Genomic DNA, 16,953 nt, shown 5'->3' on the forward strand with positions numbered 1-16,953 from the left:
GATCTCCCAAATTAAACATGTAGAGAGGGACGAAGAAATGTCCCTTCTATTGTAGTAGGCTTTCTTTGTCCCTTTTACATGATCGGGAGGAAGAATATTTATGTGTGGAATCGTAGGTTATATTGGTCAGAATGATGCGAAGGAAATCTTATTAAAGGGTTTAGAGAAGCTTGAGTACCGCGGGTATGACTCAGCAGGTATCGCTGTGGCAAACGAAGAAGGCGTGCATGTGTTCAAAGAAAAAGGACGTATCGCTGAGCTTCGTGAAGTTGTTGATGTAAACGTAGCATCTTCAGCTGGAATCGGACATACACGCTGGGCAACACACGGTGTACCAAGCCATCTAAATGCGCATCCGCATCAAAGTGCTTCTGGCCGTTTTACGCTTGTTCATAACGGTGTCATTGAGAACTATGTACAATTGACACGCGAATATTTACAAGACGTCACACTAAAAAGCGACACAGATACAGAGGTTGTTGTTCAAGTCATCGAACAATTTGTGAACAGAGGTCTTGATACAGAGGAAGCTTTCCGTCAAACGCTTCTTCAACTAAAAGGCTCTTACGCAATTGCTCTTTTCGATAACGAAAACAAAGAAACAATCTATGTGGCGAAAAACAAAAGCCCATTATTGGTTGGTTTCGGAGAAGATTTCAACGTTGTCGCTTCTGACGCAATGGCGATGCTTCAAGTAACAAACGAATATGCGGAATTAATGGATAAAGAAATGGTCATTGTCACAAAAAACGAGGTTATCATTAAAAACCTTGACGGTGATATCATGACACGTCCTTCTTATATCGCTGAGCTAGATGCAAGCGACATCGAGAAAGGCACATATCCTCACTACATGTTAAAAGAAACGGATGAGCAGCCGCTTGTCATGCGCAAAATCATCCAAGAATATCAAGACGAAAACGGCAAGCTGTCAGTCGCTGGCGATATCGCAAGCGCAGTAGCAGAAGCAGACCGCATTTACATCGTGGCTTGTGGAACGAGCTACCATGCAGGGCTTGTTGGTAAACAATATATTGAAGACTGGGCAAAAGTACCTGTAGAAGTCCATGTAGCAAGTGAATTCTCTTACAACATGCCGCTTCTATCGAAAAAGCCGTTGTTCATCTTCCTTTCTCAATCTGGGGAGACTGCGGACAGCCGTGCTGTCCTTGTTCAAGTCAAAGAGCTTGGTCATAAAGCATTAACAATCACAAACGTACCAGGATCTACGCTTTCTCGTGAAGCGGACTTCACATTGCTTCTTCATGCAGGACCAGAAATCGCAGTGGCTTCAACAAAAGCTTACACAGCGCAAATCGCTGTTCTTGCGATCCTTGCATCCGTTGCAGCTGAATTAAATGGTCAATCTCTTGACTTTGATCTTGTGAAAGAGCTTGGGATTGTGGCAAATGCAATGGAAGCCCTTGTCGATCAAAAGGATGAAATGGAACAAATCGCTCGTGACTTCTTCACAGTGACACGTAACGCATTCTTTATCGGAAGAGGACTTGATTACTATGTGTGCCTTGAAGGCTCACTAAAACTAAAAGAGATCTCTTACATCCAAGCAGAAGGATTTGCTGGCGGAGAACTCAAACACGGCACAATTGCTTTAATTGAAGAAGGCACACCGGTCATTGCCCTTGCAACACAAGAGCACGTGAACCTCAGCATTCGCGGTAACGTCAAAGAAGTCGTTGCACGTGGTGCAAACCCATGTGTCATCTCACTAAAAGGCCTAGAAGACGAAGGCGACCGTTTCGTCCTTCCAGCTGTACATCCAGCACTTGCACCACTTGCATCTGTTGTTCCATTACAGCTGATCGCTTACTACGCGGCCCTTCACCGCGGGTGTGATGTGGATAAACCACGTAACCTTGCGAAGAGTGTGACGGTGGAGTAGGTTTTAAATAAAATCTGATTTTTTAAACCCCTTTAGATATAATTATCTAAAGGGGTATTTTTGTGTCTAAAGAACTAAATGAAATGAAAGATAGATTCGATAAGATCGTACATGTTCAAGGGAGCGGAATCGTTATGAGTGAATATTTTAAAAAGGAGAAACGGGGAATTATTTTTTTCTTCATCCTTTATATCGCATTGTTTATAAGCTCTTATTTGTTGATTGGCGGGCCTGCTACTGTCGAAGGACCGATTTGTGTATTTCTAGGATTCTGTTTCGTTCAATTTCATAAATATAGAGCCTTCAAAAAAGATGCAGGTAATAAAAAGGGAATAGACATACTAAGAGAGCAGCATATAGAGAAGGCCATACAGCTTGAATATTTTAAAAAGAAAGCGAGAAAAACACATGACCAAACCTAAAATCTATACAATGAGCTTTGCAAAAGTCTATCCTCTCTATATCGCAAAGGCAGAGAGAAAAGGACGAACAAAGGCTGAAGTCGATACGATTATTTGTTGGTTAACGGGGTACAGTCCGGAAGAGCTGGAGGAACGGGTGGATCAACAGATAGATGTTGAAAACTTCTTTGCGGAGGCACCTGAGCTTCATCCTTCTCGCAGTTTAATCAAAGGAGTCATTTGTGGTGTTCGAGTAGAAGACATTGAGGAAGAAACTATGAAAAATATTCGGTATCTAGATAAGCTGATTGATGAGTTAGCGAAGGGAAAGACGATGGAAAAGATTTTGCGGGATTCTTCATAACCATCACAAGCAAACCCAGTGAATAACCTTCACTGGGCTTTTTTATATCATATAGACCATTCGATCGATAAAAATAAAATCCATTTGAACGAATTCCCTCTTCGTGTCGTCAAAAGAAGTGATATCAAAAACAAATTGGCGTTTGAAAAGGGAGTGGCGTGATGGACATGAAGATGATTTTACCTCTCATTTTGCTACAAGCGATTTTGATGGTGATTGGTTTGTTTGATTTATTGAAAAGAGATCCATCAAGGATCAGAGGAGAGGTGAAGTGGGTTTGGGCTTTGGTGATTGTGTTTGTGGCGAGTGCCGGTCCTATTGCATATTTCATTTTTGGTCGTAAACAATCTTAGTAGGAGGGATTCGCTTGAATATGTTGGAGTGTCATGGGCTGACGAAATCGTATGGACGACATGAAGTGTTAAAAGATGTTTCGTTTTCTGTTGGGGAGGTTGGATGTGTCGGTTTTTTAGGAGCCAATGGAGCGGGGAAGACAACGACGATTCGGATTCTGACGGGGCTTGCTCGTCCTACGTCTGGTGTCGTGAAGGTGGCGGGTATGGATGTGACAAAGGACATGGATAACATCAGTCATGTGATTGGCTATTGTCCGCAGCAGCCTGCATTTTATCAAGATATGACGGGGCAGGAGTGGATGCATTGGGTTGGCGGATTATTTCATTTAGAGAAAAACACCATTCGTTCCAAAACAGATGAATTGTTGAAGCTTTGCCGCATATATGAGGCGAAGGATCGTGCCATTGGCAGCTATAGCGGAGGGATGAAGCAAAGGCTTGCCATTGCGCAGGCATTGATCAACAGCCCGAAGGTTCTCATCCTGGATGAGCCTGTGTCTGCACTCGATCCAATGGGGAGAAAAGACGTTCTGACTTTGATTGAGCGTCTAAAGCATGAGATGCTGATCTTTATGTCGACCCATATTTTAGATGACATTGAACGAGTGGCGGATCATATTATCATGATCAACAGCGGCAAAATTGAGATGTCCTCTTCGATGAAACAGATCAAAGAAGACTATATCCAGCCATTGATTGAATTTCAATTAGAACAACAGAATACGAAATTAGTGGCTTTGTTAAAAGAGCGGGATTGGGTGGAGGAATGCATTGAGACAGGGGTCAGTTATCAGGTGCGAGTGAGCAATCAACAGAGGGCATTGAAGGAGCTGCCTCGTCTCATCGCTGAATCTGGCGGTGTTCTCCTCCATTATCGCCTATCAGAGCTGACGCTTGAAGATATTTTCATGAAGGTTGTGACGGCATGATGATGTTGAAAAAGGAATTTAGGGAGTTATTCACTAGTTATAAAATGTTGTTTGTACCAATCATTTTTACGATTTTAATGATCACACAACCTATTACACTCAAAATGCTGCCAGATCTTTTGTCGAAATCAGCGAATTTACCTGAAGGCTCCACATTTTATATACCAGAGCCTAGCGCTGGTGAGGCTTTAGCGAGTGCATTGAGTAAGTTCGATTCGCTTGGCGTTTTTATTCTCATTATGATCGTGATGGGGACGATCGCAGGAGAGCGAGCATCTGGGGTGACGGCGATGATCATGGTGAAACCAATCAGTCGAATGAGTTATTATGCCTCAAAAATATGTGCCTATGCCTGTTTGACTTTGTTTAGTTTGATAGTGGCAGTGCTTGCCTCCGTTTACTATGTGGACATCCAATTTGGGCATGTGGATTGGGTCAATGTGTTAAAAGGAACACTTCTTTATTATCCAAATTTATTGCTGATTGTCGTGTCGACCATTTGTGTTTCGGCATTCTTTACGCGTTCCGTCACAGCTGGCGGTGTATCGCTTTTGATCAACCTTATTTTATTTACTGTTCCTTCATTTTATGAGGATACATTAGGGAAGTTTGCACCGAAAGGCGTAACAAGTGCGGCTGAGGAGATGATTCATAGAGGGATTTATGCGGAACAGGCGCTTACAAGCTTTCTAGGTGTATCGGTATTGATTGGTTTCTTTTTTCTCTTTGGATGGTTTCTTTTTAGAAGACAAGAATTATAGCATGATGTACCCTTTGGATATGAAAATCTAAAGGGTTTTTTATATACTTAGTAATTAATGAATGAGACGAAAATACATATTATAATGATTTAAACTTTTAAATATTATATACTTAGTATATAATTACTCCGTAAAGGGATGGGAGGAGTTTGTAGATGATTCAGATCAAGAATGTGAAGAAGGATTTCATTCAAGGCCAGGAACGGACTGAGGTACTGAGGGGCGTTGATTTGACGGTAGAAGAAGGGGAATTTGTAGCGGTCATGGGGCCGAGTGGTTCTGGAAAAAGTACATTACTTCAGCTGTTAGGCGGGCTCGATCTGCCCTCAGATGGAGAGATTTTGATAGATGAGCATCAGTTAAGTGAGATGAATGAGAAAGAGAGAACGATTTTTCGCCGAAAACAGATTGGGTTTGTGTTTCAAAATTATCAGTTGCTGCCTATGTTAACTGTCGAAGAGAATGTGGCGTTTCCGCTGCATGCAGATGGACGTTTAACAAAGGAGAATCAACAATCGATTGGAGAGCTGTTAGACGCTGTAGGCTTAAATGGACTTAGGCAGAAACGGGCTAGTTTGCTGAGCGGGGGACAGCAGCAGCGTGTAGCAATTGCAAGGGCTCTAGTCAATCAGCCATCAGTGCTGTTAGCGGATGAGCCAACGGGGAACTTGGACCGACATAGAGCAGAAGATATTTTGGCGTTAATGTGCAAATTCAATCGAGAAAGCAAGCAGACAATCATCATGGTGACGCATGATATTTTCGCAGCGGGGTTTGCGGATCGAATCATCCTTTTTAAAGATGGTGTCATTGATCAAGTGATTTCTAGAAAGGATGATGATTATGCTCAGTATGTGGCGAATTTCATGGCGTAACATGCTCCACCATAAAAAGCGGTTCGCCATTTCTGTCTTAGGCATCATGGTGGGAATCGCTTTTGTAACGGCGATGCTCATTGCCGATCGAACGACAAATGATGTGTTTCATTACTATGAGCAAATGTATGTCGCTGATGCAGATTATTGGGTGTTGAGTGATGATCGTACGTATGATGAGGAACAGATCTCCTCCATTTTAAAGCATCCTGATGTGACAGGATCATTATTAGCGCTGGATAAACAGACGTTTTTTGATGTAGAAGGTGATCACTCTCTTAACCAACGGGCGGTGCGCATTACCGGAGTACAAGATCAAACGAGCTCTTTACTGAAGCTGCCTGTGATTGAAGGGCGTTTGGATAATCAGGGGTTGGTCATACCAGATGTTGTGGCGAAGCTGCTGAATAAAAAAGTGGGAGATACCATTCGTTTTTCTGATTTGGGCGAGGCGAAGGTATCAGCCATTGTGGAATATACACAGCTGCTTTCAAGTCCGAGTGACTGGGAGGGTGCAGAATCATCGAGCTTTCGTGTGATGGCGCCGCTTGATTTATTGAGAGACTGGACGGGAATGGATGATCAGCTTTCTTATATGAGATTTCAGACAAATGAAGGCGGGGAACAGCTCTTTCAATCTTTACAGAAAGAGTTCAAGGATGCCGATGTTTTTGTCCAGCCTGTGGTGGCGGATGACCGGCAAAGTAATGACGTTGGCGGGTTGTACACGTTCTTTTACCTCATCGCAGGGCTGTCGATGTTTATGAGCGGTTTTATCGTGTTTAATATGATTTATACGAGTGTGATGGAACGAAAAAAAGAATTTGCGATTATGAAGAGCTTCGGTTATACACAGGGCTCTGTTTCTAAGCTGATGTTAATTGAGGTTTTGATCTTGGCATGTATTGGAACCGTCATTGGGGTGCCGATTGGCGTTTGGCTTGGGGATGTGTTCATGCAAACACTGCTTGGTGTGTTTGCTTTTGATATGGTGTATTCGTTAGATTGGCAAGTGCCTGTTCTAATTTCAGTGATCATTGGTATTGTGTTCCCTGTGCTGTTTTCGTTATTTCCGATCTACCATGCAGGAAAAACGTCTGTACTGTTGACTTTAAAATCCACCACCCAAACTTCTGCACCGAAAAAACAATCGGTCATTAGAGCGGTGATAGGGATAGGCTTGCTTTCATTTGTATGGGTGGATCATCCGGCTGCTTATCTTGCCATTTTAGCCAGCATGGTTCTGTTATTCCCATTTTTCCTGCTCTTTTTGAACCGGTTGTTGGCGCCTCATTTGAAGTTTGTCTTTGGTTACCCGGGTCATCTATCCTCGCAGCATGTCACGCAGCAACTGAATCGAAATGCTAATACAGCGGCGATTCTAGCTGTTGGGATTGCTGTGATCTTGCTTTTAAGTGCGGTCATTGAATCGGCTCCAGATGGCTACGAAAAAGAGATTCGTCAAACGTATGGAGGCGATCTCAGGGTTACTTCTGAAGCCCCATGGACGAAAGCGGATCAAGAAAAGCTGTCATCTTATGAGGCTGTTGAGCGGGTGGAACCGATGATGGAAGCGGCTCCTTTGACATGGGAAACGGCTGATGGAGAGAAAAGACAATTTTCTCTGATCGGCGTAGAGGAAAAGGGACCGTCTTTTATAGAAGATGACAATAAAGGCGATTTGTATCAACATTTAGCAGAAAAGCCCTCTATCGTGTTAGGAGAGCGTGCGTTTGATGAATGGGGTGGGCGTATTGGAGAGAGTGTGTATCTCAATGCACCTTCTGGCCGGCAGCAGTTACAAGTCATTGATGTGGTCAAGACTTCTCATCATTCGGGTTATGTGGCATTTGTCGATCAGACATTTTTACAAGAGGATTTAGGGTGGACGCAGCTCCTTGATATCCTGCTTACGTTAAAAGACAAAGGTGCCGGTGAGTCTTTACGAGATCAGCTATGGAAAGACTTTGGGCAGCGGCTTTCAAAGGTGAAAACAGTAGCGGATGAGATTGAATCAACGACATCGGCTTTAACTGGTATGAACGAGTTAATTTCTATGATGCTCATTTTCATTATGGGGCTCGCGAGCATTGGAACAGCCAATACACTGCTGATGAATACGCTTGAACGCACATCTGAGATTGGTACCATGCGGGCGCTTGGGCTGACAAAGCAGCAGGTGAGAAAAATGATCGTCGGAGAAGGTGTGCTCATTGGGTTATCAGGTGTGATTGGCGGCATTTTATTTGGTGTGATTCTTCTATATGTCTCAAGCCAATCTGATTGGCTAGGTGGATTTGTTTCATTCCAATTGCCGCTTGTGCATCTACTGCTGGCAGTGATCGCAGGAATTGCACTCAGTTTAGCGGCTTCGTGGATTTCTAGTGCGACAGCGAGTAAAATAGAGATGATATCATCTCTCAAAGAAGGTTAAATCATATGTCAGTGAAATACGGAATTTTAACATCGCTCTGTCAGCAGCAACATCATGGATATGAATTAAAGCTAGAGCTGGAGTCATTGCTTGGAATAAAAGGAAAAATCAACCCGGGTCAAATCTACACGACGCTTGATCGGTTAATTCGTGATCAATTGGTGATAGCAGTGGGAATAGATGACCAAGATCGAAAGCTGTACGACGTGACGGAAGAAGGCAGACAAGAGCTGGAATCATGGCTGTTGGCGCCTGTTCCGTATCATGCTGCAAAGGATGATTTTCACTTTAAATGGGGCTGTGCACGGAAAATCAGATTTCATCAAGAAAAAGAAATGCTTCAGCAGCAGAAAGCCGTCATCATGAAAGATGTGATGGAACTTACGAAGCTGAAAACGGAATGTCTTGTGCAAGGTGATGAGAGTCGGTACTTATTGATTTCTGGCACGTTGCTTCATTTAGAGGCGGATTTGAATTGGATTCATCAAATTGAGCATCGGAGCGGAGCATCATTTTAGAGAGGTCTTTCTTTTGAAGAAAGGTCTTTTTTTGGCTTCGTTCGGAGCATACGCAGATAGGATGGGAAGAAAGTTTGGTATGATAGGTGTAAATTGATTGTATTTTCAGAAAAGGGGTTTGATTAATGAAAACATCACGTAATCCTGAGACCATTCATGCGCCACTTGCACCGTACATCCATCAAATAGAGACAACAGGGCCGCAGCGGTGGTTAACCTTATCAGGGCAAGTGGGGATGGAAGTCGATGGGAACATCCCAGCAAGCCCGATGAAACAGCTCGAGCTAGCGTTAGAGAATGTAAAACGCAATCTAGAAGCGGCAGATATGAAAGTAGAAGATATAACGAAGCTAGTGTTTTATTTGGTAGGTGAGTTCGATGCGGAGAGCAGGAAACGAATCATGGGGCAGTTTTTAGGCGATCATCTGCCTTGTATGACAATGATTTATGTGGTGGCATTGGCTTCTCCTGCTTTAAAGGTGGAGGTGGATGCTTGGGCGTGTCAGGAGATGGTATAGGGTGAACGATTAGTTTGAATATGGTTTGTAGATGGAATGGGTTAGTTCAGAAATCACTAAAATAGAAAATGCGAAAAAGATTGGATAATCAAATCCAATCTTTTTTTAATTACCATCCATATTAAAATTACTTTTAAGTATAATTTTAGAATATTTTACACAATTCCCCTTACTTCGACATTTTTCATATGGTAATATCAGGGTGCATAGGAGATGGGTCTATTGACACTATGCAAAATTTAAGAGGAGGTTTTACTTATGACACGAAACCAAAAAGAATGGGAATCTGTGAGTAAAAAAAGCCTTAAGCGTCCAGGGGGTACTTCGATTGTAAAGGCTGCTGGATGTATGGGGTGCTGGGCCTCGAAGAGTATACCAATGACGCGTGTTTGTGCACTTCCACATCCTGCAATGCGAGCTCTTTAATGAGTAACATAGGGAGTTATGCATACATTGCTAACTCCTTATTCTATAAAAAGGGGTGTTTTTTATGTCGAATAATCAAATTGCAGAATATGAGTTACCTGAATTAGGCATCCATTTACAGCCTCATGGGGCCGTCATGATAGATAGAAAATCGATGTATTATTTTAGATTGAGTGGGAGAGGCGCTCAACTTGCATTTCTATTATCTAAGAATAAAGATTTAAGTAAAACTGCTCGAATTTGGGAGATCGTTAAAAAAGAAGAGCTGACGGCTGATCAGTTGCGTGAAGAGTTGAGTGCCCATCCTTTTACAGAGGCTTGGACACAGGGGTTATTGGATCAGCCAATTCAATTTTCTGGATCGCTACAATCCTATTTACCTATTAGCTGTACTCTGCAATTAACCAATGCCTGTAACTTAGGTTGTTCATTCTGCTATGCCAGTTCGGGGAAGCCTTATCCCAATGAGTTAACATGTTCACAATGGATCGAGGTAATGCAAAAGTTAGCAGCCCAGGGAGTAGCTGATGTTACTTTAACTGGGGGTGAAGCAAAGTTAATCAAAGGTTTTAAAGAGATTGTAATGGCTGCCAGCTCATTATTTACGAATGTAAATGTGTTTAGTAATGGACTAAACTGGAGAAATGAAGAAGTAGAACTTCTTAGTCATTTGGGCAATGTAACTGTACAAATTAGTATTGACGGTACGAGCGAAACTCATGATTCATTAAGAGGAAGAAAAGGTGCTTTTCAAGAGAGTATGGAAACGATCAAACATTTAGCAGAAATGAATGTCCCCGTAATTGTTGCAATGACGATCAATGAAATAAACGTTGATCAAGTTACAGAGGTTATAGATCATTGTGCAAGAGTAAATGCTGCCATTTTTCGTGCTGGAAAGACTTTATCCGTTGGGCGTGCTACAAAGAACTTTAAAGCACTGGAGAAGTCATTTGAACAGCGTGTTCAAAGTCAATTACAGCAGGCACGTCATAAATGGGATCAACACCTGAATATAATAGACTGGGAACACGAAGAAAGTTCTTTTACAACTGATTTTTGTACGCCTGGTTATCTGGCCTGGTATATCAGGGCAGATGGGTATGTGACACCTTGTCAATTAGAGGATATCTCTTTAGGTCATATTCTAACAGATTCATTTTCTGATATTGGCTCACCAGCACGTCTAATGAAATTGAAATGTGAAGCAAAAAACTGTAAATGTATTGGGAAAGTTGAACTTTCAGAACCAGACCTTCCATTTGAAAATGAGATGAAAGCAGGAGCTGTACATGAATAGTTTTACTATCATTATGTGGACAGCTCTAGGAGTGATAGGACTTGTCCTATTCATGAAGTATAGAGTATCAACTATAGAATCAAATCTTTTAGATAAAAGTGAGGCAAGAAAAGTCAGTATCGACTTTATTAAAGAATTTGTAGGCGTGGATGTAGAAGAATGGGATGTTTATTCAGTCTATTGGTATGACCATGAAACCGTGAATAAACTACATCATCTAGGTTTACTGAATAAAAATCGACGTATACTTCACGAAATGGGCTTGGTAGAGTCATGGCGTGTTCGCTTTGTTCATCAAAATCAATCATTCGTCATAGGAGTAAACGCAAAACGCGAAGTTACTTTTTTTTACGCCGATGTAAGGCAAACTTCATTACCTAATAAAGGTGCTCAAATATCATTAGAAGGATTAAAAGAACAATTAACTTATTCTTCAAAGGGATTATGGGCTAAGACCAAACCAACTGGTTCAGGTTCAAAAGAAGAGGATTTTCGTGAAATCAAAACGTATTGGTATCTTGCTGAAAAGGAAGATATTCGACTTAAGGTAACAGTTGAATTGCAATCTGGTGTGATCACTTATATCGGCACAGATACAGAGATTCTAACAGATCAAATGAACAAAGTAATAAGAGATGAACAAGTTGAGTCTACTTTTGGCATCTCAGGTATGTTAGGGTCTGCCGCTGCGATGATCATTGCTATATTAGTTTTAGTCTTAATGAATGTCCAAATTCAAATCACATTAAGTCTTATACTGGGTTTGATTATTGTACTAGTGCAATCTCTCACAATAAAGGAAGATATACAACTAACGATAGTAAATGCTTACGATGCTAGGATGAGTGTTCATACTGTTCAATTACTTGGCATACTATCTACTTTGTTTGCAGGATTATTGACAGGATTTGTAGTATTTATATGTTCATTGGCAGGAGGTGCTCTTGTGAATGAATTAGGACTAAAATTTCTAGATCAAAGCATTGTCCAGATATTTATCGGTCTTAGCGCCGGAATAATTAGTTTAGGTATCACATCACTTGTTTTTTATTTGTTAGAGAGAATGAATCGATTACGTATATCACCAGAATTATCAAATAGGAGTATGTTCTTATCCGGCTTTACCTTAAGACAAGGGCTTAATATGAGCCTGCAAAGTTCTATTGGAGAAGAAGTCATTTACCGACTCTTAATGATTTCTTTAATATTTTGGTTAAGTGGGAGTATGATATTGTCCATTTTAATATCATCTTTACTGTGGGCAATTATGCATCAGGTGACAGGATATGATCCAAGATGGATTCGCTGGACGCATCTTTTTGTTTTTGGGTGCTTCCTTGGTTTTCTTTTTGTGAATTATGGATTTATTAGTGTACTGGCGGCACATTTTGTTCACAATTTAGTGCTCGTTTGTATGCCCTTATGGCAATTTAAACTTCAAAGATATCTACATACCAAGAAGCCTCAGCATACATCACTCTAATCAAAGGGAGAGATTTGATGCCATTCATGGAGGTTCAGAATGTAAGCAAACGATATAGCAATGGTGATGGGATAGAGGATTTGTCGTTTTCCATCGAAGCAGGTGAGGTTGTGGCACTGCTTGGGCCTAATGGTGCCGGGAAGACGACAACGATTCGATGTTTAACGGGTCTATATAAACCAGATGGAGGGGAAATTCTCATAGAGGGTTTCCCGCCTGGTCATTCCCATGTTCAAAAACAAGTCGCGCTTATTCCTGATCACCCCTATTTGTATCCAGACCTAACGGCTGCTGAACATGTTCAATTCCGTGCACGTGGATATCATAAAGGCTTAAAACAGATCAAGGAAAAGGTATATGGAGCGTTGAAAGAAGTAAATATGGAAAAAAAGATGAATGAACTGTGCGGAAGGCTGTCAAGAGGCCAAAAGCAGCGTGTTGTCTTAGCAGGGGCCATTGTTCAAGATGCCTCCCTTTTTATATTAGATGAACCGACTGTTGGGTTAGATATACCGTCAAAACAGTGGCTGTCGGATTGGCTGAGACAAAAAAGCAGTCAAGGTGGGTCGGTCTTTGTGTCGACTCATAGTCTGGAGTTCGTTCTCGATACAGCCAGTAGGGTGGTATTGATTCGAGACGGTGCCATCATGAAGAGTATGGATGTTCCTCAAATAAAGGAAGAACAGGTTGAGTGGAGGGCAGAAGTCATTCAACTTCTGGGGGAGTGGTCAAGTGAATAACACACTCTCCCTTTTATGGATGAAATCTCAAAGGCGCTTGATCAGTAAAAATCAAGAAAAGAAAATGCCTTTTCTGATCTTACTTCTTTTCATAGCGGCAATTGGTTTTCAGCTAAGCGCAGTTTCAAGTATGGGTGATTGGGATACAAGTGCAGCAGGATGGATTATTGTCTGTTTGTTTGTTCTTTATACGGGTTTTGGTTTGTTTACGAATCGGCTGCCTAGTCAGATGAACGATATCATTTGGTTATATGGAAATGGCGCTTCTTTATGGCCGGTTGTTATCAGTGTGTGGATGTATCACATTTTCTGGCGAGGGGCTCTTCTCATTATCTCTGCTTTGGCTGCGGACCTTCTTCTGTTTTTTATGACGCAGCAGTACCCGTTTCTGCTTGGCAAATCACTTATCCTGACAGGGCTGTTATGTTTGGTCGAAACTTGGATGATTGCGGTGTCTTGTGCTAGAACCATTAGAGTATATAAGCGACTGCTCTTACTCGGCTTTGTATTGATGTTTTTCAGCTATGCACTGCTTGTTTTGAATCAATTAATGATGAAACAGCCCTCATTGATGAACTTTGCTGATTCTTTAATGTTTCAATCTGGACGTATGATCGAAGAGTTCTCCATTCTTTCTGTCTTCATTTTTATTGGAGTGATGTTTCTATCTTTCATGATGATGTACAAGGCTAGTCATCGTTTAGAGATGAAGGAGTCTTTAGTCAAGGAAGCAGTATTTTGGGAGGAATTTGAGGGGAAACATATTCAATCAAGTCCAATCGTTCAAAAAAAGAGCAGGACATGGTGGGGACTTCCGGCATTAACGGGCATTTGGGCTTTTCTTTGGATTGAATTATTGCTGATAAAAAAGTATATGATTTTCCATGTACTATCTACCATGCTGTTAATTGGTACTTACTATGTTGTCTTTACTTATTTTTCAGATTGGCTGAATCTATTCTTGATCGTCATTGCGGCATCCGTTCTTTTTAGTTCATATTATGCAGGGATTGTAAGACACGCACAAACAGGAGTGCTCTACCTTTTTCCAGGCGCTTTATATCAAAAAATCATTCTGTTAGAAGTGTTTCAAACCTTTTGGCTGTATGCGTTCTACTTGGTTTCTCTTTTATTGGCTGGTATTCAGGATGTATTGTATGGGACCTTATTTGGTGGAGGAGTTTATATATGGTTTTTGGCCATACGGCTCTTTGCCTTTATGCAGCCTCTGAGACGAGAAAGGAGTTTTGCTTTGGCCGCCTATTATCGATCCTTACTATTTGCGTCTGTGATGAGTGCTATGGTCATTATTAGCATTCATCTCATCACTGATGGCTTGTTGACTACAATTGTATCCCTAGTGGCTGGAGCTGGATTTTATGTGCTTTGTTATCGATACCGTGCGGTTCATTAAAAAGAGGAGTTGATTGTAAATGAAACCAGAAAATAAGCTGTCTCAATCCGTTCAACAATTGGCCAATACAAATGAAGTAACGATCGTTCAAGCAATAGGAGATTTAAGAAAATATGGAAAAGATGCAGTGCCCGTCCTTGTTGAGGCTTTAAAAGAAAAAGGCTCTCTGCGGAACATTGCAGCAGCTGTACTTGGTGAATTTGGAGCAGATGCGGGGGACGCAGCAGAACCGTTAGCTCGGCTATTAGAAAGTGACGAAGAAGATACAAGAATGGCCGCTGCCATGTCACTCATGAGGATTGGGCAGCCTAGCTTGCCATTCCTTCTGGCACTGGCTAAACGTTATGAGGGACCTACTTGTTTCTGGGCATCATGGTGTATCTCTTGGATTGATCCATCAAAAATTGAAAAAAACATGTACGAGTGCTTAAAACAAGAACAAGAAAATCCAACAGGCAGCGTTACTCCTTTTGCAGCAGAGGAAGCATTAGGGAAGATTATTGCTTTTCAGCTAAAGGAAAAGGGGGATGAATAGTGGAAACGCAGAAACTCAACTGGCCTGAGAATCTACCTTGGATTTACCCTTCAGATCAAAGGAGTTTACCTAAGGGACAGCATCAGCTTCTTTATTTTTGGTCAGTCAACTGTCCTAATTGTGAAGAATTAACCAATCATATTCTACAACGTGTGAATGAACTGGGTATTCATTTAACCTGTGTCCATGTTCCATATACAGAAGAGGAAAAATCGGAATATGTTGTTTCAGAGTATGCAGAGGAAAAGAATATGACCGCTCCTATTGTATTGGATCAGGATTATGAGATTGTTGCAAAGTATAAGATTCAAGGATTACCTAGCTTTTGCCTCTTTAATCAAGAGGGGCAGTTAATAGATCGGAAAATGGGAGATACCGGCTGGGAAAGAATATTGAAAAAGTTAGAAAAACATTCAATTGGATAAATAGTGGAGGAGAGAGTGTTGTTTCAATCAAACAAAGAATTAAAAAGAAACGTCATTTTTTTCGCAGGGGTTGGAGCGGTTTTGTTGATTTTAATGATGCTAAAATGGTTGCCGATTTCTGCAGACTTGGAAATGGCGTTGATTTTATTCGGTTTGGGAATTTTGTTTTATTTGAAGCGTGTGCTGCGGGAAGAAGAAGAAAATCAGCATTCATAATTCATCAGTATGATACCTAGAATGTATATTCTAGGTTTTTTTGTTAAATTTACCTTAAAAAGTATGTTTTTACATGGGTGTAGAGACCAATTTTTTGAAAGTGTGGTAGGATATATATGCTTTTATATTATTCGGAGGAGCTGTCGTGTTGAAAGGATCTAGGGTTGAGTTAATTGATAGTTTGCGTGGTTTTAGTTTATTAGGTATTTTGATCGTGAATATGCTTAATTTTCAATATGATTATGATTTTGAGAAGATGTTTGATCCGAGCATATGGGGACAGGAATTCGGGGTATATGTGACGGAGATATTGTTCCAGGGGTCGTTTTATCCGATTTTCTCCTTTTTGTTTGGGTATTCTTTTATCAAACTGATTGAGTCTACAAAAGCTAAGGGGCTCAATACGAATGCCATTGTCGTTCGCCGAGGCTTTGGTCTGATTGTGCTTGGAATGCTGCATTATATCTTTATTTGGAATGGCGACATTCTTCTTTATTATGGAGCTTGTACGTTTTTCTTGATGATGTTTTTGAGCAGCCGGATCAAAACAATGCTGATTTGGTCGGGTGTGTTAGGGGCGTTGTCTTTAGTTGTTGTACCCTACATGATGAAACTTGTTTATGGGACTGATGAATTATTAACCGATGTGTATGCGAAAGGTGCTTATGGGGATATTTTGCTCAGCCGGATTACGGTTGAAGACGATATGCTAATTGTGACCATTATTCTGGCGATCGTGAGCATTACGCTTATGCCGATACTAGGGTTTCTTTTCGGTACGATGATGGCGGGGCCGTTCGCATTGCTAGGTATGGTGATTGGTAAACGAGGGCATCTAACAGAAGAAGATCGAGGAATCGCTTATCGTAAAGGCTGGGTCTGGATGATTGTCGTCGGGCTTGCGCTTAAATGTGCGACCTTAATTGATGCGCCTTGGAGTGAATTCGTTATGATTCTCGGTGGATATGTGCTGGCGATCGGGTATATTCAAGCTTTTATTGTGTTTTACTATTCGAAGGCAGCCCAAGGCCTCAAACGTCTGCTTGCAGGGCTTGGCCGTTTGTCCCTATCAAATTATTTGGCGCAGTCGATCATTTGTACAACGATTTTCTATTCTTATGGACTTGGTCTATTTGGACAGATGGGGTCAATGTTTGGGTTGCTGCTCGCTGTCGGACTGTACACAGCACAGCTGTTCATCAGCAATCTCTATTTGAAAAAATGGAGAAGAGGTCCGGTGGAGTGGATGATGGGAAAATGGGTGTATTGGAGATAAATTTTTTGGGGAAGACCGCATAGCTGAAGAGCTGTGCGGTTTTTTTAGTTGTATTGCAATCAAAAAATGGTTGATTATT

General features: G+C 41.4%; 19 protein-coding genes. All 19 read left to right on the top strand.

The genetic code is table 11. The features are described 5' to 3' along the window. Nucleotides 1-100: 100 nt before the first annotated feature. Complete coding sequence (glmS, locus tag ACQYAC_RS14175; protein ID WP_429943492.1) at nt 101-1,903, top strand: glutamine--fructose-6-phosphate transaminase (isomerizing); 1,803 nt, start codon at nt 101-103, stop codon at nt 1,901-1,903. A 62-nt stretch (nt 1,904-1,965) separates the two neighbouring features. After that, on the top strand, nt 1,966-2,325 hold the full coding sequence (locus tag ACQYAC_RS14180; protein WP_429943493.1) for a hypothetical protein: 360 nt from the start codon (nt 1,966-1,968) through the stop codon (nt 2,323-2,325). Further along, on the top strand, nt 2,312-2,668 hold the full coding sequence (locus tag ACQYAC_RS14185) for a DUF2200 domain-containing protein (RefSeq protein ID WP_429943494.1): 357 nt from the start codon (nt 2,312-2,314) through the stop codon (nt 2,666-2,668). Before ACQYAC_RS14180 ends, ACQYAC_RS14185 begins: the two co-directional genes overlap by 14 nt. 161 nt (nt 2,669-2,829) lie before the next feature. Continuing rightward, the gene (locus tag ACQYAC_RS14190) at nt 2,830-3,021 is read left to right on the top strand and encodes a PLD nuclease N-terminal domain-containing protein (RefSeq protein ID WP_003217265.1); all 192 of its coding nucleotides are present in this window, start codon (nt 2,830-2,832) and stop codon (nt 3,019-3,021) included. 14 nt (nt 3,022-3,035) lie between these two features. Beyond that, nucleotides 3,036-3,953: an ABC transporter ATP-binding protein gene (locus ACQYAC_RS14195; protein ID WP_429943495.1), complete on the top strand. Its 918-nt coding sequence runs from the start codon at nt 3,036-3,038 to the stop codon at nt 3,951-3,953. Beyond that, nucleotides 3,950-4,714: an ABC transporter permease gene (locus tag ACQYAC_RS14200; RefSeq protein WP_429943496.1), complete on the top strand. Its 765-nt coding sequence runs from the start codon at nt 3,950-3,952 to the stop codon at nt 4,712-4,714. The genes ACQYAC_RS14195 and ACQYAC_RS14200 overlap by 4 nt, the downstream gene beginning before the upstream one ends. 155 nt (nt 4,715-4,869) lie before the next feature. Continuing rightward, the gene (locus ACQYAC_RS14205) at nt 4,870-5,589 is read left to right on the top strand and encodes an ABC transporter ATP-binding protein (protein WP_429943497.1); all 720 of its coding nucleotides are present in this window, start codon (nt 4,870-4,872) and stop codon (nt 5,587-5,589) included. After that, nucleotides 5,558-8,023: an FtsX-like permease family protein gene (locus ACQYAC_RS14210; protein ID WP_429943498.1), complete on the top strand. Its 2,466-nt coding sequence runs from the start codon at nt 5,558-5,560 to the stop codon at nt 8,021-8,023. Before ACQYAC_RS14205 ends, ACQYAC_RS14210 begins: the two co-directional genes overlap by 32 nt. A 5-nt stretch (nt 8,024-8,028) precedes the next feature. Further along, complete coding sequence (locus ACQYAC_RS14215) at nt 8,029-8,541, top strand: PadR family transcriptional regulator (protein WP_429943499.1); 513 nt, start codon at nt 8,029-8,031, stop codon at nt 8,539-8,541. A gap of 125 nt (nt 8,542-8,666) precedes the next feature. Further along, a complete protein-coding gene (locus tag ACQYAC_RS14220; protein ID WP_429943500.1) occupies nt 8,667-9,059 on the top strand; it encodes a RidA family protein in 393 nt (130 codons plus the stop codon). 258 nt (nt 9,060-9,317) lie between these two features. Continuing rightward, on the top strand, nt 9,318-9,485 hold the full coding sequence (gene skfA, locus ACQYAC_RS14225; protein WP_061110472.1) for a sporulation killing factor: 168 nt from the start codon (nt 9,318-9,320) through the stop codon (nt 9,483-9,485). Between the two features lie 64 nt (nt 9,486-9,549). Then, entirely contained in the window at nt 9,550-10,785 is a 1,236-nt protein-coding gene (gene skfB / locus ACQYAC_RS14230) for a sporulation killing factor system radical SAM maturase (RefSeq protein WP_061110471.1), read from the top strand. Further along, nucleotides 10,778-12,268 carry a CPBP family intramembrane glutamic endopeptidase gene (locus tag ACQYAC_RS14235; RefSeq protein WP_429943501.1) on the top strand — a complete coding sequence of 497 codons (1,491 nt, stop codon included), beginning with the start codon at nt 10,778-10,780 and terminating at the stop codon, nt 12,266-12,268. Before skfB ends, ACQYAC_RS14235 begins: the two co-directional genes overlap by 8 nt. 17 nt (nt 12,269-12,285) lie before the next feature. Beyond that, a complete protein-coding gene (locus ACQYAC_RS14240; RefSeq protein ID WP_429943502.1) occupies nt 12,286-13,008 on the top strand; it encodes an ABC transporter ATP-binding protein in 723 nt (240 codons plus the stop codon). Then, entirely contained in the window at nt 13,001-14,422 is a 1,422-nt protein-coding gene (gene skfF / locus ACQYAC_RS14245; protein WP_429943503.1) for a sporulation killing factor system integral membrane protein, read from the top strand. The genes ACQYAC_RS14240 and skfF overlap by 8 nt, the downstream gene beginning before the upstream one ends. 19 nt (nt 14,423-14,441) lie before the next feature. Further along, nucleotides 14,442-14,957 (top strand): HEAT repeat domain-containing protein, encoded by a 516-nt coding sequence (locus ACQYAC_RS14250; protein ID WP_064498196.1) that lies wholly within the window; start codon nt 14,442-14,444, stop codon nt 14,955-14,957. Then, a complete protein-coding gene (locus ACQYAC_RS14255) occupies nt 14,957-15,382 on the top strand; it encodes a TlpA family protein disulfide reductase (protein WP_061406562.1) in 426 nt (141 codons plus the stop codon). The genes ACQYAC_RS14250 and ACQYAC_RS14255 overlap by 1 nt, the downstream gene beginning before the upstream one ends. Before the next feature lie 15 nt (nt 15,383-15,397). After that, nucleotides 15,398-15,598 (top strand): hypothetical protein, encoded by a 201-nt coding sequence (locus tag ACQYAC_RS14260; RefSeq protein ID WP_429943504.1) that lies wholly within the window; start codon nt 15,398-15,400, stop codon nt 15,596-15,598. Between the two features lie 148 nt (nt 15,599-15,746). Then, a complete protein-coding gene (locus ACQYAC_RS14265) occupies nt 15,747-16,874 on the top strand; it encodes a DUF418 domain-containing protein (RefSeq protein ID WP_429943505.1) in 1,128 nt (375 codons plus the stop codon). The last annotated feature ends 79 nt before the right edge of the window (nt 16,875-16,953 follow it).

It is taken from the genome of Bacillus sp. MM09(2025), from assembly GCF_050496725.1.
Lineage (GTDB): Bacteria > Bacillota > Bacilli > Bacillales > Bacillaceae > Bacillus > Bacillus pumilus.